General features: G+C 35.0%; 22 protein-coding genes. 1 reads left to right on the top strand and 21 read right to left on the bottom strand.

Features of this window, described 5'->3' with window-relative positions:
• Positions 1-12: 12 nt before the first annotated feature.
• The 6 genes from C564_RS0108280 to C564_RS0108255 form a co-directional block, all read right to left on the bottom strand.
• The gene (locus tag C564_RS0108280) at positions 13-1443 is read right to left on the bottom strand and encodes a HAMP domain-containing sensor histidine kinase (protein WP_018764994.1); all 1431 of its coding nucleotides are present in this window, start codon (positions 1441-1443) and stop codon (positions 13-15) included.
• An 11-nt stretch (positions 1444-1454) separates the two neighbouring features.
• Positions 1455-2126 carry a response regulator transcription factor gene (locus C564_RS0108275; RefSeq protein ID WP_003202224.1) on the bottom strand — a complete coding sequence of 224 codons (672 nt, stop codon included), beginning with the start codon at positions 2124-2126 and terminating at the stop codon, positions 1455-1457.
• A 111-nt stretch (positions 2127-2237) separates the two neighbouring features.
• Positions 2238-3230 (bottom strand): UDP-glucose 4-epimerase GalE, encoded by a 993-nt coding sequence (galE, locus tag C564_RS0108270; protein ID WP_006096589.1) that lies wholly within the window; start codon positions 3228-3230, stop codon positions 2238-2240.
• A 251-nt stretch (positions 3231-3481) separates the two neighbouring features.
• Positions 3482-4177, bottom strand: a complete 696-nt coding sequence (locus tag C564_RS0108265; RefSeq protein ID WP_018764993.1) for a CTP--phosphocholine cytidylyltransferase — start codon at positions 4175-4177, stop codon at positions 3482-3484.
• The gene (locus C564_RS0108260) at positions 4174-5148 is read right to left on the bottom strand and encodes a DMT family transporter (protein ID WP_018764992.1); all 975 of its coding nucleotides are present in this window, start codon (positions 5146-5148) and stop codon (positions 4174-4176) included. The genes C564_RS0108265 and C564_RS0108260 overlap by 4 nt, the downstream gene beginning before the upstream one ends.
• Before the next feature lie 14 nt (positions 5149-5162).
• Positions 5163-7010: an NTP transferase domain-containing protein gene (locus tag C564_RS0108255; protein ID WP_018764991.1), complete on the bottom strand. Its 1848-nt coding sequence runs from the start codon at positions 7008-7010 to the stop codon at positions 5163-5165.
• Positions 7011-7300: 290 nt separating this feature from the next.
• Here C564_RS0108255 and C564_RS0108250 point away from each other — a divergent pair, with 290 nt between their 5' ends.
• Complete coding sequence (locus tag C564_RS0108250) at positions 7301-8065, top strand: LicD family protein (RefSeq protein ID WP_003202215.1); 765 nt, start codon at positions 7301-7303, stop codon at positions 8063-8065.
• Positions 8066-8380: 315 nt separating this feature from the next.
• Here the strand turns inward: C564_RS0108250 and tagU are convergent, their stop codons facing one another.
• The 15 genes from tagU to C564_RS0108180 form a co-directional block, all read right to left on the bottom strand.
• Positions 8381-9289, bottom strand: coding sequence for a polyisoprenyl-teichoic acid--peptidoglycan teichoic acid transferase TagU (gene tagU / locus C564_RS0108245; RefSeq protein ID WP_003202214.1), 909 nt, complete (start codon positions 9287-9289; stop codon positions 8381-8383).
• A 265-nt stretch (positions 9290-9554) separates the two neighbouring features.
• Entirely contained in the window at positions 9555-10583 is a 1029-nt protein-coding gene (galE, locus tag C564_RS0108240) for a UDP-glucose 4-epimerase GalE (protein WP_018764989.1), read from the bottom strand.
• A gap of 175 nt (positions 10584-10758) precedes the next feature.
• On the bottom strand, positions 10759-11388 hold the full coding sequence (locus tag C564_RS0108235; RefSeq protein ID WP_018764988.1) for a class D sortase: 630 nt from the start codon (positions 11386-11388) through the stop codon (positions 10759-10761).
• 24 nt (positions 11389-11412) lie between these two features.
• On the bottom strand, positions 11413-11820 hold the full coding sequence (locus C564_RS33350) for a hypothetical protein (RefSeq protein ID WP_231382307.1): 408 nt from the start codon (positions 11818-11820) through the stop codon (positions 11413-11415).
• A 240-nt stretch (positions 11821-12060) separates the two neighbouring features.
• Positions 12061-12228, bottom strand: coding sequence for a hypothetical protein (locus tag C564_RS36125; RefSeq protein WP_155896281.1), 168 nt, complete (start codon positions 12226-12228; stop codon positions 12061-12063).
• Between the two features lie 19 nt (positions 12229-12247).
• Positions 12248-12676, bottom strand: a complete 429-nt coding sequence (locus C564_RS34505) for an NAD-dependent epimerase/dehydratase family protein (RefSeq protein ID WP_018764987.1) — start codon at positions 12674-12676, stop codon at positions 12248-12250.
• Positions 12657-12785 (bottom strand): NAD-dependent epimerase/dehydratase family protein, encoded by a 129-nt coding sequence (locus C564_RS38405; RefSeq protein WP_080740107.1) that lies wholly within the window; start codon positions 12783-12785, stop codon positions 12657-12659. Before C564_RS38405 ends, C564_RS34505 begins: the two co-directional genes overlap by 20 nt.
• A 54-nt stretch (positions 12786-12839) precedes the next feature.
• A complete protein-coding gene (locus C564_RS0108215; RefSeq protein WP_018764986.1) occupies positions 12840-14000 on the bottom strand; it encodes an aminotransferase class I/II-fold pyridoxal phosphate-dependent enzyme in 1161 nt (386 codons plus the stop codon).
• A 31-nt stretch (positions 14001-14031) separates the two neighbouring features.
• Positions 14032-14655: an acetyltransferase gene (locus C564_RS0108210; RefSeq protein WP_018764985.1), complete on the bottom strand. Its 624-nt coding sequence runs from the start codon at positions 14653-14655 to the stop codon at positions 14032-14034.
• A complete protein-coding gene (locus C564_RS0108205; protein ID WP_018764984.1) occupies positions 14652-15272 on the bottom strand; it encodes a sugar transferase in 621 nt (206 codons plus the stop codon). The genes C564_RS0108210 and C564_RS0108205 overlap by 4 nt, the downstream gene beginning before the upstream one ends.
• A 9-nt stretch (positions 15273-15281) precedes the next feature.
• Positions 15282-16577, bottom strand: a complete 1296-nt coding sequence (locus C564_RS0108200) for a nucleotide sugar dehydrogenase (protein ID WP_018764983.1) — start codon at positions 16575-16577, stop codon at positions 15282-15284.
• Positions 16578-16589: 12 nt separating this feature from the next.
• Entirely contained in the window at positions 16590-17819 is a 1230-nt protein-coding gene (locus C564_RS0108195) for a glycosyltransferase family 4 protein (protein ID WP_018764982.1), read from the bottom strand.
• Positions 17820-17835: 16 nt separating this feature from the next.
• On the bottom strand, positions 17836-18951 hold the full coding sequence (locus tag C564_RS0108190; protein WP_018764981.1) for a glycosyltransferase: 1116 nt from the start codon (positions 18949-18951) through the stop codon (positions 17836-17838).
• Between the two features lie 19 nt (positions 18952-18970).
• Entirely contained in the window at positions 18971-20239 is a 1269-nt protein-coding gene (locus C564_RS0108185; protein ID WP_018764980.1) for a glycosyltransferase, read from the bottom strand.
• A 21-nt stretch (positions 20240-20260) separates the two neighbouring features.
• Positions 20261-21535, bottom strand: a complete 1275-nt coding sequence (locus C564_RS0108180; RefSeq protein WP_018764979.1) for a hypothetical protein — start codon at positions 21533-21535, stop codon at positions 20261-20263.
• Positions 21536-21540 lie beyond the last annotated feature (5 nt).

The following is a 21540-nucleotide window of genomic DNA, read 5'->3' as shown; positions in this document are numbered from 1 at the left end:
TTCATAAATGTATCATTTAATCGCTTTCAAATTTTTTATATCTTCCATGCGTCTTGGTAATAAGAACGTGATCATCACCATCGTTCCCATTTCCTCACTACTTTCAATTCGCATGCTTCCGCCTTGCTTCGTCATAATCTCCTGACAAATGAACAAACCGTATCCATTTCCATAACTAGAAGAGAGTACTTTTCCTTCCCGAGAACGATTCCACTCTGCAAGTATCGCTTCATCCATACCAATCCCATCATCATGAATGAAGACTTTCGCTTCCTCTTCATTTTTAGCGACATTCATCCTCAGTTGCGTGGCATCACTATATTTAATCGCATTATCAAACACATTCAAGAAAATCTGCTTCGTCTTATCAAAGTCTGCAACAACATGTGCCTCTGTTAATTCATTTATAACTTCTATCTCGTATTGCTGAAGACGAGGCTTCACGATCGAAATTGCCTCTTCTGCAATTTGCTTTATATCCACAATCGTCGGAGAAACTTCAAACGTACTCGTTCCATACTTCGAAGATTGTAATAACTCCTCAACGAGTGATAATAGACGCTGACTTTCAATCGAAACATAATGAAGACTTTCCTCTATATCTCGCGCAGATTGCAGTTTCGGAATTAAATCTACATATCCAATAATTGCAGTGAGCGGCGTTTTTAGTTCATGTGTAATTCGGTCCAAGAAATCCTTTTGCTTCTCTTTCTCCTCCCTTAACTGCCTCATATGCAGCTCAATCGCATCAGCCATTGCATTGAAAGATGCTGATAACTGGGCAATTTCCACATACTCATTTAGCTCAATCTTACTTTTATAATCCCCATTTGCGAGCCGCTTTGCCATTTGTCTTAACTGATCAATTGGCTTATGAAGAGACTTCGCTAAACGAATCGCAAAGAAAATGCCGCCTGCTACTAAACAAATCGATGTAACGAGAAATGTCCAGCTCACATTCGTTAAAACTTCTTTCTCATCTTGTAATTCATTAATAAAGCGAATTGCCCCTATGACATCGCTTCCATGATAAACCGGACTCGAAAATAAAAGAAGTGGTGCTGGATCATCATTTTCAAACACATATGCCTTCTTTCCTCGTAAGGACTGATCAATATCTATATTCTTATGAAGCAAGGCCCCTTTCTCTGTATCGGCAACGACCTCTCCATTCTTTCCAATCATCTGCACACGAACATCCATCCGCTTCGCTAAATAAGAAGCAATCAAGAGTGAATTCGGCCCTAGTGTCTCCACTTCTGCTTCCTTCTCTAAATAATTCATCGTGTAAATTTGTGCTTCTACACTTAACTTCTCTAAAGAACCTGCTGCATTATGATACATATTCTTTTCCAGTGCAATGTAAATCACCGTATAAAGAAGAAACAAAATCGGAATCAATAATCCTACTATACCAAGTACCATATTTCTTTTTAACGACATCTTATCACCTTTTAACAATCCAACTTATAACCAACGCCATAAATCGTCTTAATATGTTCTCCGCTTGCTCCAAGCTTCTTCCGAAGGCGCTGCACCATAATATCAACTGCTCTCGTATTTCCGCTATACTCAAAGCCCCATACTTTCTCTAATAGCTCATCGCGCATAAACACACGCTGCTTATTAGAAGCAAACAACTGGCATAAATTAAACTCACGGTACGTTAAATCAATTTCTTCTCCATTCACATGCACTTTTCGTTCCTTCGGATAAATGACTAACTCACCGGCCCGAATGACCTTATCATCCTTAGGTACCCCGTGCTTCATTACACGCCGTGCCATATTCTTCACCCGAAGAATCAACTCTGCATAATTGAATGGCTTCGTCACATAATCATCAGCCCCAAGCTGAAGACCAAGCAACTTATCATTCATCTGACTCTTCGCTGTTAACATGAGTACTGGAATATCTCGGTCCTTCTCCCTGAACAACCGAAGCAGCTCATAACCATCCGTATCCGGAAGCATCACATCTAAAATCAATACATTCGGCTCTTCATCCCACCTTTGCAGCGCCTCTTTTCCATCAGCGGCCGTAAGCACTTCATATCCCTCCATCTCTAGCTGCATCCGAATTAAATTCCGAATGCTCGACTCATCATCGACTACAAGTATTTTCATGGTTCCCCTCCTTTCGCAGTACATTTTAGTATAGCAAATATCCTATACAAAAAAAGAGTGCACTATCGAACATATGTTGAACGACAATACACTCTCTTTTATAAATCACTCTTACTTCGTATATCCATGCGGCTTACTTTGATGCCAATCCCACGCATGTTCAATGATTGTTTTCACATCTGTATATTGCGGGCTCCAGCCTAATTTTTCTTTTGCTTTTTGAGACGATGCAACAAGGCGCGCTGGGTCTCCAGCTCTTCTTGGCGCAACTTCTGCTGGGATTTCATGATTTGTTACTTCGCGAACTGCTTCAACAATTTCTTTTACACTAAATCCGTTACCGTTTCCTAAGTTATAAAAGTCACTGTCTCCGCCATTTTGTAAATCTTTCAGTCCAAGGAAATGAGCCGCTACTAAATCATCAACATGGATATAGTCACGAATACATGTACCGTCTGGTGTATTGTAATCATCACCAAACATCATGATTTTCTCACGTTGTCCTAAAGCCACTTGCAGTACAAGGGGAATTAAATGCGTCTCGGGACGATGATCTTCACCAATAATACCGCTTGGCGTTGCACCAGCTACATTAAAGTATCTGAAGATCTTATATTTTAAATTAGAAGCTTGGCTATACCAATGCAACATTTTTTCAATCGCTAATTTTGTTTCTCCATATGTGTTCGTAGGATTTGTTGGTGTTTCTTCTGAAATTAACTCAACATCTACATCTCCATATGTCGCGGCAGTTGATGAGAAGATAAATTTATCAATTTTAAACTCATCCATCACCTCTAGTAAGCATAGCGCACCGTATACGTTGTTATTATAGTATTGAAGCGGTTTTTCCATACTTACACCTACTAAAGAATCCGCTGCAAAATGCATGACTGCGTCAATTGTTTCTTGCTTAAAAACGTCTCTTAAGAAACTTTTATCGCGAAGATCACCTTTATAAAATTTCACGCCTTCTGCAATAGCATCTTCATGACCTGTTTGTAAATTATCAACTACAATTACAGATTGTCCTTCATCAACTAACTTTTTTACAGCATGAGAGCCAATATAACCAGCTCCGCCGCACACTAAAATAGAACCCATGTTCTCCACACCCAACTTTTAATGAATTATTTTACCCTGCTATCTGCGGACAGAAAAACCTCTACATCAAAGAAGATAGGTAGAGGAGCACTGCCTGATCGATAAGAACCTTCCATCATTTTGGGGATAAAGCGCCCCACTGATGGAAGGTTCACTTTATAGTACTTTTTAACCTATAAAATATAGCTTATCTTCTTTTATTTTATAGGGCAAGTTAAATTCCAATTATTTCATAAAACCATCAACAATAATTATTTCGCTAAAACAGCTAGTTTTTCTTCTACTTTCTTCAAGTCCAGGGCAGAATCAATTTCAAAACTATCGTTGCTACCAATTTTGTACAAATGAACATTTAAATCTTGAATGTTATCTTTTACAATATTATCCCAGTACAGTTCACTGAAATCTTCCTGATTTACTACTTCTTCTAGTTTCTTCACAATATGGATGCCATCTTCTTTTGACCAGTATGAAATACCACATAAAATGTAGTCATCGTTACCATCACCAATTTCAATATCATATACTTTACGATTTTCGTCATGCTTAATGATCCATTCATTACGGAAATCTTCTTTCTTCGCACTAAAGTATAGGGATGACTCTGGGTTCTCTATAAAAATATTACGGTGTAAATAAACATCCGCATCCATTACATATGCATCTTGTAAATATTCACGAACTAAATACATCGTATAAATGTTGTTGTACACATTATATTTGTCATTGTGCACAAGCTTCACATTATACTTCTCAACAAGATAATCGAATTTCTCTGCTAAATAGCCTGTTACGACAATAATTTCTTCTACACCAATTTCCTGTAAATATTCAATTTGACGCTCTAGCATCGGCTTGCCATTTACTTCTACTAATGATTTTGGAGTCGTTAACGTTAATGGACGTAAACGAGTTCCCATACCCGCCGCTAATAAAATCGCTCTCATGTTACTTCACCTCTATATTTTTTCGCTTTTGTAAATTCAGTTATATCTGCAACTGTTAATATAGCTCCTACAAGGATCGCAATACAACAAATAATTAACTTCCATGAAAACGGTGATCCTAATGCTAACATAGAAATGACAACCGCCCATGCAGAATACGTAATGTTAAGCGCCATCGCTTTTGTCGGTCCAATTTCATGAATTGCCTTATAGTAGAACACGTAGGAAGCTGTTCCAACTAATGCAACCACAATGATTAAAATAAACTCGCTGCTCATCACAACCTCTTTTGTTAAGAAATGCCCTCCAACTGAAGGTAAAATAACAAGTCCATATGTGACTGCTGAAACAAGCTGACGAATTTGGAGTGCCTCTTCTGGAGATACTTCTTCATCTTTCATACCGTACGCACAGATAACACATTCTAAGCCCCAGCCAACGATACAAATAAGGACAAAAATAAATCCTAACATATAGTTTTCCGTTGCAAATCCATCGCCTGTAAATCCAAGTACGATAATAAATGCAATACTAATGATAAGTCCTAACCAATTCCACGAACGAAGGCGGTCTTTCAAAAATACAAATGCAAAAAATGCACCCACTGCTGGATATACAGCTGAAATCGCTGCTGTATAAGAAGCCCCGATATACTTTACAGCTAATACATAAAACGTCATCCCAATTGGTCCACCCATAAGTGCTCCTAACATAACGAACCGTCCACTTCTCGTTTTCAGCTTAGAAAGGGCCGTTTTGAGTTGACCCTTTATCGCCATATAGATCATCATCCATAATGTGGACATAAAGTCATGTAAAAACGTACTAACTAGAGGAGCAAGAAACACAACTTGTTCTGTTGCTAACATCAGTTGTGAAGATAAAATAATCCCAATCAATACCGTATCTACAGCCCAAGCAAAACCAGAAAATATTCCATAAAATATGCCTTTACTTTGCACTTTTCTCATCGTTATATCCCCCACTACAACTCTAAGAAGAGCTGTAAGTTTTTCTTCGCACGATTATAGCGATCCATTCCATATGTCCCAAAATCACTGCCTGTTGCTTCTTTAATCTTCGTCCAAATACTCCATAAGAAATCTTGGAAAATCTTATTCATCAATATTCTTCTCTGGTAAGACTCTTCTACTTCCTCGTTAAAATAGTAGGATAAGAATAACTCCTCCTCTTCTGAAGAAAAGTCGCACTCTAAACTATGTGCTGCAATATCCCACATCGGATCGTTCATACCGCCATATTCCCAATCGATTAAGTATATTTTGTCTTCTCCACTCTTAACAAAGTTTTCAGGAACCGTATCATTATGACAAGCTGTTAACGTAACATCCATCGCCTCATACATATCCTTTAACCGCATTACTTTGTTCTTCACTTCTGCATAATCATCAAAGTTAGAGCCGTTTACTTTATTTAAAAGCCCTTCATAATGCTCTATTTTTTCAAACACATTGAAAGTATTATTCATTTCGGCATTTGAACTGTGTAATTGTTTTAATATATTCGCCGTTAACTTCATATTATCACTGCGTTTTGCCGTTTTCGGATTCAATGTTTCTGCGTTTGGAATTAACTCTGCTAATTTCACACCAGTTTCTTCATTAAAGTATAGAAGTTCTGCATCAATTCCTAATTGGCTCGCTAAATTAGAAGTTACCATTTCATCACGGCGACTAATCATATCTTCTGTACCGCTTCCTGGAATACGTAGCACATATTCGGATTTTCCAACACTTACTTTGAAATTCGTATTCGTCATACCACCAAATGGCTGAATATCTGTAATTTCATCTTTTGAAATAGAAAGTGCTTCCGAAACATATTTTTTAATTTGTCGTTCTTTAAACTCTGCTTCTTTTTTCACTAAGCGAGGATAGATTTTATTTTTCACAACTTCATATTGCTTCGGTGTATCAATCTCTGCCCATACAACATCTGGTAACTTTGCATAGCCGACATCGTACAACCTTGCAGCATCCAGAAGTAAATATTCATAGTTCACATATGGATTTTGATTATGACGGAATGTTGCTAACATGTTCATGAACACTTCATACGAGATTTTAGAAATCCCAACCATCTCACCATCAATACGATTTAACTGATGAATGTCCTTTGAAATTTTATACAGATAGCCATCTTGAATCTCAACAAACGCTTCATCACCAGATCCACTCTCATTTGTAATGAGTACACAGTCCGGTTCTGGATGATGTAACACTTGCACAAGTGCCTTCTCTTCGATTAAAATATCATCTTCAATTAATAAGAAATCATCTGTAATCAGTTCCTGAACCTCTGCTAGCGATGCCATTGATCCTGTCCACTTATATTTCGGATTTTCCACAAAGTGCACATTATGACGACCTGTCCAGCCTTCAAACTGCTCCTTCTTATAGCCAACAACCACCACAATTTTTTCAATGCCATTATTTTTAAGGATTTCTAAACTGCGATCTAACAAAAGCTTTTCCCCAACCGTTAACAAACCAGATGGTTTTCCAAACTCATGACGCTTACCAGCCGCGAGAACAACAGCTTGCGTAACCTTCTTGCCCTCTTTGCGATGGACTCTAAGCTTCTTCCCTTGGTAAGCCGCTAGCTCCTGTCGCATGTATTCAAAGCCTTTCTGGTACAAATAATAATTCATGTACTTCCCTGACTTTTTGCTATAGATGTATTGATTCTTCGTTAAATCATTCATAATATAATTCACTTTACCAACAGATATATTGCACTGCTCTGCAATCTTTTTTTGGTTCATCTGTGGATTTTGATTGATAACCTCTAATATATTTAATACTTGTTGCATAGAGCTCCCCTCCATCACCCGATTTCATCCGTTCATTTTTTGAACATGTCATTATCATATCATCTATGGACATAAACGTAAATATTTTGTAAATTTAATGTATGCTTTGTAAAGAACATCCTTTATGAATAATATTAACGAAAAAACATAATCAATAAAAGTATAAGGAACAACATATAAAAAGACTGTAGTTGCGTGTCAATTTATCACTGATGTATACTTAAACTTATGATTGTAATCTCTTTCCATGCAATCTGAACCATAAAAAATTTGTCGTATCGATTAGAACAATGGAGGAATTTATTTTGGATTCAACACAGTTAACACCTTTAGAGCAAGCTCAAAAAGTGATGCTGGATATGCTCATAACGGTTCATAAAATCTGTAAAGAACATAATATTAAATTTTGGATCACAGACGGTACTTTACTAGGGTCTGTTAGACATAAAGGATTTATCCCTTGGGATGATGATGCAGATCTTGCTATGCTAAGAGAAGATTACGATAAATTTTTGCGCATTATTCCAAACCATTTACCAGAGCCATATAAACTAGAAACAGAAAAAGTAAACACACACGGCAAACATAACTGGACGAAAATTCTCTATCTAGATGATTTTGAATGGCAAGAAAGCGATGGTACACACCGAAAAGGAATATCCATTGATATTTTCCCATTTGACTACGTTTCAGAATCGGCAACGCCGTTAGAAAAAATTGTCCGAAAACTTGCCGCAATCAATTATCCTTCAAAAATAAACGGTCCTGCAGATGTAGCAAGAAGAATTCTAAACAAATCGAAATTCTTTAAACTATATGTAAAAGGCCTTAAAAAAACAAACACTGTAACATACGGAATGGAAACCGGCTATTACAGATGGCATAACTTCGAGCTTAGTGAAATCTTCCCGTTAAAAGAAGGAATTTTCGATGGACACATGTTCCCTGTTCCAAATGATGCAGATCGCTACTTATCAGGAATGTATGGAGACTACATGCAAATACCAGAAGAAAGTAAACAAAAAGCTCATATGCAAAATTTAAAAGTTGGATAGGCTACACATATAAGATTTGGACAAAAATAAGGCGCTACCTATCCTTTATACATAAAGGATAGGTAGCGCCTATTATTTACTATATAAATACAAATTGAAAAACCGACATAAAATCCTTCTTTTCAGGTGGGAGAGAGCATCCAGCCATGCATAGAAGCGGTCAGACCCTTTCCCTGCCCCATGCCAAGGAAAAACAGAGAGAGAAAACAAGTAGCAGGTCACCTTTTGCTGTTCTTAGCAGCTTATATATGAGACATCAAAAAAAGTCTAATGTCCCATTACAGGATCATTAAGCTTATTCCTTTTACTCAACTACTATTTTGTTAACTCTAAATGAGCTTTTAATTTATTAGACAAATCTTTACGATCTTTATCAGGAACGAAATAGTACCAAACACCATCCTGCTTATGACCGTCACCAGGAATTTGAATTTCCTCTTTTTTATTCATCGCAGCTTTATAATTACTTTGAAGATCCCACATTTGATCTTGATTTAAATTTGTTTTTACGTTTTTCTCAACAGCACCTAACATCGTGCCAAGTTTTGTAATAGATGATATGTTCGCGCCTTTACTAATAACCGCTTCTAGCACTTGACGCTGACGCATTTGACGACCAAAGTCACCGCGTGGATCTTCCTTACGCATACGCGTATACTTCAGTGCCTGCTCGCCATTTAGATGAATGTTCCCTTTCTCAAATGACATACCTTCAAGCGTAAATGCCAAGTCATTATTCACATCGATCCCGCCAACAGCGTCAACAATATCACGGAAACCTTCCATATTTACTTCAATATAATAATCAATTGGAATATCTAAAAAATTTTCAACCGTCTTCACAGACATATCAATTCCACCAAATGCATACGCATGGTTGATTTTATCTTTCTTCCCTTTCCCAACAATCTCCGTATATGTATCACGAGGAATACTTACAATTTCCATCGAACTTTGCTTCGGATTTAATGTTAATAACATAATCGAATCCGAACGCCCTTTATCTGCCCCACGCTCATCTGCACCTAATAATAAAATAGAAACAGGTTGTTTATTTCCTAACTTCACATCAGTAGAACGTTTCTCAGAATGATCTCGTTCAAGCGGCGTATACACTTTATCTATTGTCCCCGAAACGGATGAGTACAGATAATACGCATAACCGCCTCCTGCAATGACAAGAACGCCGATAATACCCAGTATCCAAAATAGAATTTTTTTCATTATGTAACCTTCTTTCTTGAATCAGCTTTATAGGTTTTTAAGGAATAAAGTACCACACCCATTATACATGGGATTAGTTTCTATATCCAAATTATTCTATAATTTCATACATATATGTTTTCTCATTAGATACCTTACCATACACAAAAAGCCGCGGCTTATCTAGCATAGGATAAGACGCGGCTTTTTCACGTTTACATTATTTCTTCAAAAAAATTGATGATATGTCTAGCAAATCATAAAGAAAGCATTTACAAGATCATATTCACTCCATACATTCTGCTTCTTGGTAGCCATCCTTATTATTCGACTGCCATTTCCATGAGTCCGCGCACATTTCTTCAAGCCCGCGCTTTGCTTCCCATCCTAATTCACGTTTCGCTTTAAATGCATCTGCAAAACATACAGCAACATCTCCAGGACGACGCTCTGTAATTTTATATGGAACGGACTTTCCTGAAACTTTCTCGAATGCTTGTACCATCTCTAGCACGCTATATCCAGTACCTGTACCAAGGTTATATGTATCTACACCTGTTGTATGTAATACTTTTTCAAGAGCCTTCACATGTCCATTCGCAAGATCAACAACGTGAATATAATCACGGACACCTGTACCATCTTTTGTCGGATAATCGTTTCCAAATACACTTAGTTCTTTTAACTTACCAACTGCTACTTGCGTTACATATGGCATTAAGTTGTTCGGAATTCCATTTGGATCTTCCCCAATACGCCCACTTTCATGTGCACCAAATGGATTGAAATAACGAAGTAATACAACACTCCACTCAGAATCAGCTACAACTACATCACGCATCATTTGTTCAATCATCAACTTTGTTTGACCGTATGGGTTTGTTGCATTTAAAGGGAATTCTTCTGTAATTGGTGATGTTTCAGGAAGACCATATACCGTTGCTGATGAACTAAAAATCATTTTCTTTACATTATGCTTCTGCATAACATCGCATAATATTAATGTACTTGTAATGTTGTTATGATAATAAGTAAGCGGAATTGCTACTGATTCTCCAACTGCTTTTAAGCCAGCAAAATGAATGACTGCTTCAATTGTATTTTCTTTAAAAATCACATCGATTGCATCACGATTTAGAAGATTTTCTTCATAAAATTTAAACTGTTTTCCTGTTATTTCTTTCACTCGATTCAACGATTCTACTGAACTATTAGAAAGGTTATCAACTACTATAATATCATAACCATTATTTAATAATTCCACACATGTATGACTACCAATATATCCTGCTCCACCTGTTACAAGTATCGCCATAATGAAGACCTCCCAGGGTTATTTATTTCTTATTTATTAGCTTTTCATTACTTCTCTTTGTGAATTCCAAACAGAATGAGTTCCAACACATTATATCTATGTACTTCCTATTTTTCATTTTGCATCAAGAAAGCCCAATTGCATAAAAGGGAATTGGGCCTTCTTTAGGCCATGACTATTTCTCTAAATCCGGCTTAGACACAAGCTTCGTATACACAATAAAGCGATCCGGAGCATCACCAATATACTCAAACGGATAATATGTCGTTAACGTTAATGTCTCATAATCAGTTGGAACGATAATCGTCTCATCATTCGCTCCCGTAATTTTGAAATCTGTTATTTCATAAACAAACTCACCATACGGCGTTGCAAATTTGATTTGATCACCTTTCTTCACATCTTCCAGCTTACGAAAACTCGTATTCCGGTGTCCGCTTAACACAACATTCCCGCCTTGTCCTGGCAACGTACTCCCAGCAAAATGTCCGACTCCTGATTTCAGCTCTCTCGGGTACGTCCCTTCTACAACAGGAACCTCATAAGAAAGAGAAGGAAACTTCAATTCACCAAGCTTCTCTCCTGGATCAGGAATTTTAGACCAAATTTGTTTAAACTCTTTTTCAGCCTCTGCAGGCTTATACGGTGTAACAACTGTATGAGCTAACAATGTTGTTTGCTTTGTAAGCTCCCAGCCGAAAAAAGCAATAATCCCAAGACCTAACAAAATAATGGAAACAGGAATCCCGATGATTACCCATCTCCATTTCGACTTACGTTTATGTACTTTCTTTCTTTTTTCCATAGGGCGTATTACGCTTGTTCTACTTTACGAGCTAATCGTACTGCTGGAACTAATGCAGCTAATCAATCCCCCAATTAGCATGTAAGTTTGTTCATTAGATGCTGTATTTGGCATTTCCGCATTTGGCATTGGAACAAAATGACCAGTTGCATTTAGCTCACGCCTTGCTTCCATCACAACTTTCAATGAATTTACCAAGCTTTTAAAGTTAGCTGCTTGTACCATTTCTCTCGTTGGGTCAATTGTCGCAAGTAACTTTCCATCTAAATCTTTTAATTGAATTAATAAGTTATTATCCTTACTAATTGTATAGTTTAAAAGATCCAACGAATTTCCTTTTTCATCTACAAGTGCTACTTGTAGATGTGCAAGTTTCGCACTATCCAAGAATAAGCGAAGCATTTCTACTTTTTGCTCAGTTTTTAAGCTCATTAACCCTTGCTGCATGTGCAGCCGGTGTAGCGAATGCTGTTCAACCGAGAGCAAGTGCAGCGACTAATGAGCCTGTTTTCATGACACCTTTGAAATTCATGGCTATTTCTCCTTTTTATAACAATTTATTAATTTAAATATATCATAAGCAATCCTATGTAGGACAACCTAATTACAATTTCTCAAGATGAACCTCTTACACAAGGTCTAAAAACTAAACATTTTCTGATATAGAAATAGTTAATTCCCATAACCGTTCGGATGATTACTATGCCATTTCCAAGCTGAATGAATAGCTTCATCAATTGAATACATTGGTTTCCAACCTAATTGTGTGTATATCTTTTTACTAGATATAAAAAATGAATGGTTCCCATTCTTTGTACAATCATTAAACGCTATATTCACCTTTTTACCTGCTATTTCCTCACACACTTGAATCTAATAAACTATGCAGTGCTAATACATGTGCTTTTGCTACATCCATGACATGTACATAATCACCGACCGCACTACCATCTTTTGTACCGTATCCACCGTCTATCATAAAACTCTCCTCTTGTTTTTTTACTATATGCAATAAAACATTTGGTACAATATGTGTTTCTGGACGATGGTCTTCACCTATTTTCCCATCTGTATGAGCACCTATAGCATTGTGGTAATGAAGAGACATATAACGCAAATCATATGCCTTATAAAAATCTTCTAAAGCCTGTTCAATAATAAGCTTAGAATTCCCTTGAAAGACAACTGGGAATGGGACATATATTTCCTGCAATTGATCTTTATAAGGCATACCATGAACTGATATAGATGATGAAAAAACAAAATGTTTAATTTGATACGTGATCATTGTTAGTAACGGTGGTAAAATCCCTTATAACAACTCGATGTTTTTGTGATAGCAGTTCTTTCACAACATGACTCCCGATATAACCCGCACCGCCGATTACCAGTATCACTTACCTACTTAAAATAAAAAAGTGCATTCAAAAAAAGAATGCACTTTTTATAATTTATTTCGTTACAACTTGCTTTGCTAATACCTCTTTAACAGTAGCGATAACTCTTTCTTGATCTTCCACTGTCATACTTGAACCAGAAGGTAAACATAAACCTTGACTAAACAGCTTATCAGAAATACTATCTGTGTCACCATGAGTATAATATTTAGAACCTGCGAAGACAGGCTGTCTATGAAGCGGCTTCCAAACTGGACGCGCTTCAATATTTTGTGCCGCTAAAGCTTCAATCACATCTAAATACGTAACACCTGTTACCTTTTCATCAATTAATAATGTAGATAACCAACGATTTGGAACGGCATCTTCGAATTCTGACATAAATGTAATTCCAGGTAATTCACCTAAAGCTGTTTTATAGCGAGTAAAAATATCACGACGTGCTTGCACACGATTATTTAATACTTCCAACTGCGCTCGTCCTACACCAGCCACAATATTACTCATACGATAATTATAACCAATATGACTATGTTCATAATGAACTGCTGGATCACGTGCTTGTGTCGAAAGGAAGCGTGCTTTTTGAATCGCCACTTCATCATTAGAAACAAGCATGCCACCACCAGAAGTCGTGATAATCTTGTTACCATTGAAAGAGAAAATACCAAACTTACCAAATGAACCAGTTTGCTTCCCTTTATAAGTTGTTCCAAGTGATTCCGCAGAGTCTTCCACAACTAGTACACCATACTTATCACAAACATCCATAATTTCATCCATCTTTGCACTTTGTCCAAATAAATGAACAACAATTACTGCTTTCGGAAGTTTTCCTGAAGCTTTTGCATCTTCAAAAGCTTTCTCAAGTGCAACTGGAGACATGTTCCATGTATCAGGCTCTGAATCTATGAAAATTGGTTCGGCCCCTTGATACGCAATTGGATTTGCACTTGCTGCAAACGTTAATGAAGAACAAAATACAGTATCATCTCTATTAACACCTAACAGTTGAAGTGCTAAATGGATTGCTGCAGTACCTGCGCTAACAGCAGCGGCACTTTTCACTCCAATATATTCTGCAATTTGATGTTCAAATGCATCTACGTTAGGTCCTAGTGGCGCAATCCAGTTTTGCTCGAATGCTTGATTTACATATTTTTGTTCATTTCCGCTCATGTGTGGTGGTGATAAAAAGATTCTTTTGTTTTCCATGCTTCCATTACACTCCTTATGGTAACGTAACTTATTTTATAACTCTTGCGGGCAAACCTACTGCTGTACAAGAAGATGGTATATCATGAATGACTGTTGCTCCTGCACCAATTATACTCCATTGGCCAATTTTTCGATTCGGGATAACAATTGCCCCTGCACCTATTTGTGTACCTTCATTAACAAAGACTGTTCCCGTTAACGTCGCATTTGGAGAAATATGTGCAAAATCACCAATCTGATTATCATGTTCTATCACTGCTGCAGTATTAACAATAACATGCCTTCCAATTATAGTATCCGCATTAATAACTGCTTTAGGCATAATAACAGTTCCAAATCCAATGGAAGCAGACTCACTCACTACAGCAGTTGGATGAATAATTGTCTCATAATTTCCATCCTTCAATTCTAACTGCTCAACTATCCTTTTTCGTACAGCATTATGTCCAATCGCAAGCACAAGTTTAAATCCAATCTCTTCTATTATTTCTTTAATAGAAGAGATTGGTCCATAACATATGCCCTGGTCCTCACTTAAACATTCATATTTATCATCAAATATAGCAACAATCTCATAACCTGTATTTGCATGAATCATATCTATAATAACTTTCGCATGCCCACCTTGACCAATTAAAGCTATCTTTTTCATTTCACCACTTCTTTATTTGAGTTTAATCCTGTAAATTTCTGCATCGTCACATGACCTTGTTGACTAATCCCTTCTGATTTAAAAACCTTTGCAACTGTTAAAAATAAAATCTTTATATCTAACCAAAGGGACTGATTATCCACATACCAAACATCTAATTTAAATTTATCTTCCCAAGAAATTGCATTTCGTCCATTTACTTGCGCCCATCCAGTAATACCAGGGTGCACTTCATGACGTCTAGCTTGTTGGGAGGTATACAGTGGGAGATATTCCATTAATAATGGACGAGGTCCTACTAAACTAATATATCCTTTTATTACATTAATAAGTTGTGTTAATTCATCTAGACTTAACTTTCTAAGTAATTTACCAAATGATGTTAAACGAACATTATCTGGTAAGAAATTACCCTCTTCATCTTTTGCATCTGTCATTGTACGAAACTTGTATACATAGAAGGGTTTTCCATGTAAGCCTGGACGTTGTTGTTTGAAAATAATAGGACTACCTAGTTTGAACCTTACAAGAAGAGCGACAATTAAAATTATAAAAGACAACAACATCAGAGTTAAAACTGCTGTAAGAGCATCAAAAGCCCTTTTCATAATATCCATCACACGCCTTTAATTATTTACTAATTGCTTCTTGACACTTTCTAAACCTTTAATTTCATATAAATTATTAAAATTAATATACATTATTTCTGGGTTTTTACATTTCACACAATTACGTGTATCCAGGATAACAGTTTTTTTTGCATGTTCTAAAATACTGGTCTCATTTAGATGCTTAAATTCATTATGATCTGTTAAAACAAGTACACAATCTGCATCTATAATCGCTTCTTCAAAGCCATATAGATTAAATACTACTTGTTGTTGATGGACATGTGGATCATGTACCGCTACTTCATATCCTTTAGCTGTTAATAAATCTACAATTGTCATCGCAGGACTTTCTCGAACATCATCAATATTTCCTTTATAAGTAATGCCTAGAACAGCAACCTTCCCATTACTTGGAACTATTTTTTCTATTTGATCTGTAATAAATATCGGCATAGAATTGTTTATTTCTCTAGAATTTGAGATTAGTACGGATTGTTCTGGTGCCTTTTCGATGATGAAATAAGGATCGACTGCTAAACAATGGCCTCCAACACCTGGTCCTGGTAGGTGTAGATTCACACGCGGATGATGATTAGCTAAACGAATTACATCTAATGCATCAACATTTAACTCTTGAGAAATTTTGACCAATTCATTTGCAAGTGCAATATTAACATCACGATACGTATTCTCCATTAACTTAGACATTTCAGCTGTAACAGCAGTAGTCTCTAATATCTGTCCTGTAACGAAGCTACGATATAGCTCTGCAGCCTTGCTAGTAGAAATATCATTGATTCCCCCAACAATTCGTGTATTTTCAACTAACTCAATTAATATACGTCCTGGTAACACTCGTTCTGGACAATGGGCTAGATAAATATCTTCTCCTACAATCCATCCATGTTCTTTGAAAATTGGCGCCACTACATCATCAATTGTTCTCGGAGGAATTGTAGATTCAACAATAACTACATTTCCTGGTTTTACAAAGGGTACAATAGATTTTGTCGCCCCAATTACATAATCTAAGTTTGCAGTATGATCTGCATTATGCGGTGTTGGTACCGCAATGATATATGCATCTGCATGAGTTGGTTGAAGACTAGCTTTTAATCTTCCCTTCCCAACCATTTCTTTAACTAATTCTCCCAAACCAACTTCCTCAATGTGGATTTCCCCTTGATTAATCATTTCTATCGCAATTGGATTTACATCTACACCTGTTACAGTATAACCAGCTTTTGCAAACATTGCTGATGTGGGTAATCCAATATAGCCTAGTCCTACTACGCATAAATTTTTACTCATTGCTATTTCCTCCTATTTGATTATACTTTCAATTTCTTGAATGTATTTATGTGCTAAAGCTTTTCGACTAAATTTCCTTTGCACGTATTTATAACCTTTAAGACCCATTTCATCTAATCGTTCTCTATTATGATAGAATTCTAATATTTTCTCTTTAAACTGGATAATATCTTCAGGATCAACATAAACTCCACATCCACTTTCCTCTACTAATTCTCTAGCAGCTCCATCAATTCCAAGTAAAATCGGTTTTGCACATGACATATAATCAAACACTTTATTAGGATATACTGTTTTAAATGTATCTACCTTTTTCAAAACTGCAGTACAAATATCTGAAGCATTACAAAAATCAGGAATAACTGCCTTTGGTTGCGAGTCAATAAATATAACATTTTGTAGCCTTTCACTCTTAACTCTTTTTTTCAGTCGTGCTTTTTCCATCCCATCTCCAACTAATAGAAAAGCTATATCTTCATATTCTTCGCATGCCTTCGCAAGATTTAAAAGACTATCTAAATTATTCGCTAACCCATGTGCTCCCATATAAGTAACGACAAACTTATTTTGCAAACTGTATTTTTCACGAACCCAGTTATCTTTTTCACCTGGTTCGAAAATATCTAAATCTGCCCCATTTGGGATAAAAGTTATTTTATCTGGAGAAATATGTTTCTTCTCAATTAATACATTACGAAACGCAGGAGTTAAAACATTGATTTTATTCGCAAACTTATAAGACATTTTTTCAACAAAAAAAGCCATTTTTATTAATGGCTTACTCTTTAAAACCCCAGTATCAATAGCCGATTCTGGCCATAAATCTCGAACTTCAAATATCATCGGTATTCTTTTAAACCATTTTGTAAAAATACCAGTAACCCCAACAAATAACGGCGGAGAAGTTACAATTACAATATCATGACTTTTCACCCTGAAAAGAATAGCTGTTAATGAAGAAACTGTAAACGAAAAGTACCCCCATAGCCTTCCAAAAAATGACTTGTTATAAGCTTCAGATACATATGTTCTTAGTACTTTTACATTCGGGGAATACTCCTCTGCTACAATCCATTTTCCTTTATACTTCTCTTCTTTTTTACCCGTAGTGTAATGTACAGTCCCAGCCACAACTGTAATCTCATGTCCTTGCTCTTCCCAATACTTAACAAATTGATTAAATCTAGAACCACCTGGGTCATCTTTTCCTAAAAAATACTGATGAAGTAATAAAACCCTCATAATTTTTATGCTCCTACTAATTTATTTTTTTATAATACTCTATAAGTTTTTCCGATTCTCTTTCCCAATTAAATTTTTCATAAATATATTTCTTTCCATTATTAGATAAATAACTTTTCAAATTTTCATCCGAACCAATCTTCAATATCAGATCTGCAATCTTGTTTATATTTTGTGGATCTACAAAATATCCCGCATTACTACACCCTATTTTCTTTTCCCATTTCGGGAAGTCACTTGCAATAAATGGGATACCTAAAGTCATATACTCGAAAATCTTATTGGGGCTTGTCTCAGCATGATCAACAACATCTAATATTGTACATAAACCTATATCTGATTTTATTACATATGAAAAAGCTTTCTCTTGAGGAAGCTTTCCTAAATAGTCTACATATTTCCAACCATTCAATTTCTGAAGCTCATTTATTTCTTTTGAATCTGGACCAATTAGCCATAATCTGCAACTATAAGTCTTATTTATTTCTTCTAAAGCTTGTACTATCTGTCTCAAACCCCGTTGCTCACTGATTCCACCAACGTAAACCACCCTTATATAGTTACTCTTTGAGATTAGCTTACTTAATTCATAAGCCCTCGTTATTAATTCACCCTGATGAATTGGCGCATTCTCAATTAACAATGCATTTTTATATTTGGCAAGTAAACCTTCTTGTGTAACAATAAATCCATCAAAACACCTTGATGCCATTAACTCTAAACCTGTAACTACTTTAGCAATAAGTTTCCTATAAGAATAGGGAATCCATTCCCGAATTAATATTCTTTTTGAAAAATCTTCGTGAGTATCATAAATAACTTTTTTATTAAACATTTTCAACAAAAATCCTAATAATATCGTGTCAGGATTATGCAAATGAACTATTTTAGACCTTGTCTTAAGTATTTTACAAAGTAATTTAGGTTGCAAGATAATTCTACTTAAAAAGTTTTTTGATTTTGGAATTGCGAAGATTTGTATATTACCTATTTTCTCATCATAATCTTTTCTAGCAAGCAAACTAACCTCATAACCACTATTTACTATAGTTTTTGCTTGTTTTTGGTATACCCTTATATCCTTATAATCGTGTATAGGAGAAACTATACATACCTTCTTAGCTTGATTCATATGCATTCTCCTCCATTATTTAATCTGAAATTTTAGAAAACAAATCTTTAGCTACATTTTCCCATTTATACTTAGGAATGATTTCATACCAATATTCTTTTTTATCTTTATTTTTAACGAACTCTTTTATCATTTCTTTAATTTCTTGCGCATTATTATAAATAATGGGTCCCTTATCGACGTCCTTCATTAATTTACCAACTGGATCTTGATTATTAGCCAATATGGTTAAAATAGGTGATTTAACTCCGAAATACTCGTAGACTTTTCCAGGGATCTGACAACCATATTTATTGCCCCACAATAATAACCCATCACTATTATGCATATAATCTTGCGCCTCTTCATAAGGAACCCGTGATAGAAGAGATACACATTTTATATCTTTTAATTCTTTTTTAATCTTTAAATTATCAACTCCTCCTACCAAAACTATATTAATTTGATCAAAAATATCCTTCTCTTCCTCTTCTAAGGCTTTCAATGCTTCAATTAAAGGCCTAGTATCTCTCAACTCAGTATATATTTCACCAGTATGCACTAAATTAATTTTATCCTTTTTTAATAAACCTATGAATTTCTTTGAGTTTTCTCGTGAATATTCTTCAAATCCCCTATAAACAATAGCAGTTCTACTTTTAGGTATACTATAGCTACTTATATATAAATCCCTTGTTTCCTCAGTAGTAAATAGAAATTTATCACTCTTTTTAACAACATTACGTTCCAACCACTTTTCAACATTACGTTTTAATAAACTTTCTCTGGATCTATAATATTCAAATGTCCAAGGATCACTCCAATATGTTATCCATTTCACCTCTGGGTTATTTTTTTTTAATTTCAAGCCAGCTAAATGACAAGAAGGGGTTTCATGCGTTGAAATAATGATATCTACTTTATTTTTTTTTATTAGTTTATCTCCTATCTTGACGGCATTGTTTTTCCATTCAATATAAGAATCTGGAATAGCTAAATTCCTTTTTATAGATGATTTTAAAATATTTTTTTTGCTAGCCTTCGCAGGAGAATCATTACCAATCTGCCTACTCTTCTTAGGATAAATTCTTTTATATATTGATCCCATATCTACTCTAATTACTTTAATGTTTGTATTTATTTTATATAAAAGCTCTTCATCATAATTTATAAAATCTTTAGGATAATCTGGTGTGAGTACCATCACTTCATTCCCCATCACCTGCAAATGATTAACATAATTTAATATTCTAATACTCGCAGAATTGTTTATAGGCGGAAAGTGATTTGCTATAAATAAAATCTTCATGTCCCTTTAGCCCCTTAAATATCAATAAAATTTCAAAATACTGTACATTGTTATACCAATTAAAATCATAAAATAAACTATCGCCAATGGCATTTTCTTATGTTTAAAATATAAATTTGCATTCTGATACCCATAAAAAGCTAACAAAATCATAAATGGATAGAATAAACATATATGTCTAATTGTAAAAGATAACATGCTTACAGAAATATAAACTACAATAAAGCTAAACATAATTGTTGCTACATTACTATTTGAAAAAGACTTCCTAATTCCAATTAATACATAAGGCATCAAAAATAATTGCACAATAGTACCTATACTTAAAAAATTCCGCTCCAATTCAGATGAAAAAATAGGAAAAGGAGTAATAGATAAATATACAACTCTTAGAAAAAAACCCACATATAAAGGAGCATTAAAAACGTATTGAGCTAAACCATCAGTTCTCTCCGTTCTATAATCAGCATAAATTTCATAGTAATTAAATATTGTATTAACTAAAGAAGTATTAAAAATGAGTATAAATAACAAAACAATTATAGAAATACTCATTATATTTTTTAATTTTAATGGTTTATTTTTCGAATTACGGTATGCTGCCCACATTGTAAATATTATCTGAATCACTAAAAAGTAAGCCGACATATAACGAATTTCATAAAGTATTACAAATAATATAAACATTCCACAAATAGCCATAGATTTTTCCCATAAATTAAATTTATAAAAACCTAATGCAAGGTATATTACAAGTACCATTATGAAAGTAACTACAATATCTCTAAAAACATGCGCAGCATTAAAACTCATTATGGGTGAGCAGCCTACTATTATTGCTGCTAGAAAAGCAAACCTTTGTTTCAACCCCATGTAATTCATACTTATTTTATATACAAATACAGAAATAAAAGCCAGCAATAAACCATTAAAAAAACGAGGAACTAATGTATGGTATCCATCAAAAAAAGATGCAATTCGAAAGAATATACTTACCAAGTATGTGTATCCTAACGAGTTAGACATCCAAAAAATTTCTTTAAGACTAGAATAATCAAAAATACCTAAACTTTCATACGCATATGCTGCTTGTTGTTCGTAAACTAAATCATCACTTCCACCAATATAATAAGGTACTCCATATCTATCTATATATATGTAGTACATTAAAATACTTATTAAGACATTAAAAATAAAGATAATATGAAATAACTTAACCTCTTTACGTCCTAATCTTAAGGTTAAGATTGTGCCTATAAGATAAAAAAATACTAAAAAAACTAATGTTGTAAGCATGTATA

The organism is Bacillus sp. 105MF, from assembly GCF_000374885.1.
GTDB classification, from domain to species: Bacteria; Bacillota; Bacilli; order Bacillales; family Bacillaceae_G; genus Bacillus_A; species Bacillus_A pseudomycoides.
This window is presented reverse-complemented; position numbering and strand designations above follow the sequence as displayed.

Bases quoted from the DNA above. Each gene is read 5' to 3' on its own strand.
- galE (WP_006096589.1), bottom strand. From the start codon at position 3,230: ATGGGTTCTATTTTAGTGTGCGGCGGAGCTGGTTATATTGGCTCTCAT.
- C564_RS0108200 (WP_018764983.1), bottom strand. From the start codon at position 16,577: ATGAGTAAAAATTTATGCGTAGTAGGACTAGGCTATATTGGATTACCC.
- galE (WP_018764989.1), bottom strand. From the start codon at position 10,583: ATGGCGATACTTGTAACAGGTGGAGCAGGATATATTGGTAGTCATACA.
- C564_RS0108250 (WP_003202215.1), top strand. From the start codon at position 7,301: ATGGAGGAATTTATTTTGGATTCAACACAGTTAACACCTTTAGAGCAA.
- C564_RS0108185 (WP_018764980.1), bottom strand. From the start codon at position 20,239: ATGAAGATTTTATTTATAGCAAATCACTTTCCGCCTATAAACAATTCT.
- tagU (WP_003202214.1), bottom strand. From the start codon at position 9,289: ATGAAAAAAATTCTATTTTGGATACTGGGTATTATCGGCGTTCTTGTC.
- C564_RS33350 (WP_231382307.1), bottom strand. From the start codon at position 11,820: ATGAGCTTAAAAACTGAGCAAAAAGTAGAAATGCTTCGCTTATTCTTG.
- C564_RS0108235 (WP_018764988.1), bottom strand. From the start codon at position 11,388: ATGGAAAAAAGAAAGAAAGTACATAAACGTAAGTCGAAATGGAGATGG.
- C564_RS0108280 (WP_018764994.1), bottom strand. From the start codon at position 1,443: ATGTCGTTAAAAAGAAATATGGTACTTGGTATAGTAGGATTATTGATT.
- C564_RS0108205 (WP_018764984.1), bottom strand. From the start codon at position 15,272: ATGGATATTATGAAAAGGGCTTTTGATGCTCTTACAGCAGTTTTAACT.
- C564_RS34505 (WP_018764987.1), bottom strand. From the start codon at position 12,676: ATGATCACGTATCAAATTAAACATTTTGTTTTTTCATCATCTATATCA.
- C564_RS0108265 (WP_018764993.1), bottom strand. From the start codon at position 4,177: ATGAGAGCGATTTTATTAGCGGCGGGTATGGGAACTCGTTTACGTCCA.
- C564_RS0108195 (WP_018764982.1), bottom strand. From the start codon at position 17,819: ATGAGGGTTTTATTACTTCATCAGTATTTTTTAGGAAAAGATGACCCA.
- C564_RS0108255 (WP_018764991.1), bottom strand. From the start codon at position 7,010: ATGCAACAAGTATTAAATATATTAGAGGTTATCAATCAAAATCCACAG.
- C564_RS0108275 (WP_003202224.1), bottom strand. From the start codon at position 2,126: ATGAAAATACTTGTAGTCGATGATGAGTCGAGCATTCGGAATTTAATT.
- C564_RS0108210 (WP_018764985.1), bottom strand. From the start codon at position 14,655: ATGAAAAAGATAGCTTTAATTGGTCAAGGTGGGCATGCGAAAGTTATT.
- C564_RS0108260 (WP_018764992.1), bottom strand. From the start codon at position 5,148: ATGAGAAAAGTGCAAAGTAAAGGCATATTTTATGGAATATTTTCTGGT.
- C564_RS0108190 (WP_018764981.1), bottom strand. From the start codon at position 18,951: ATGAATCAAGCTAAGAAGGTATGTATAGTTTCTCCTATACACGATTAT.
- C564_RS0108180 (WP_018764979.1), bottom strand. From the start codon at position 21,535: ATGCTTACAACATTAGTTTTTTTAGTATTTTTTTATCTTATAGGCACA.
- C564_RS0108215 (WP_018764986.1), bottom strand. From the start codon at position 14,000: ATGGAAAACAAAAGAATCTTTTTATCACCACCACACATGAGCGGAAAT.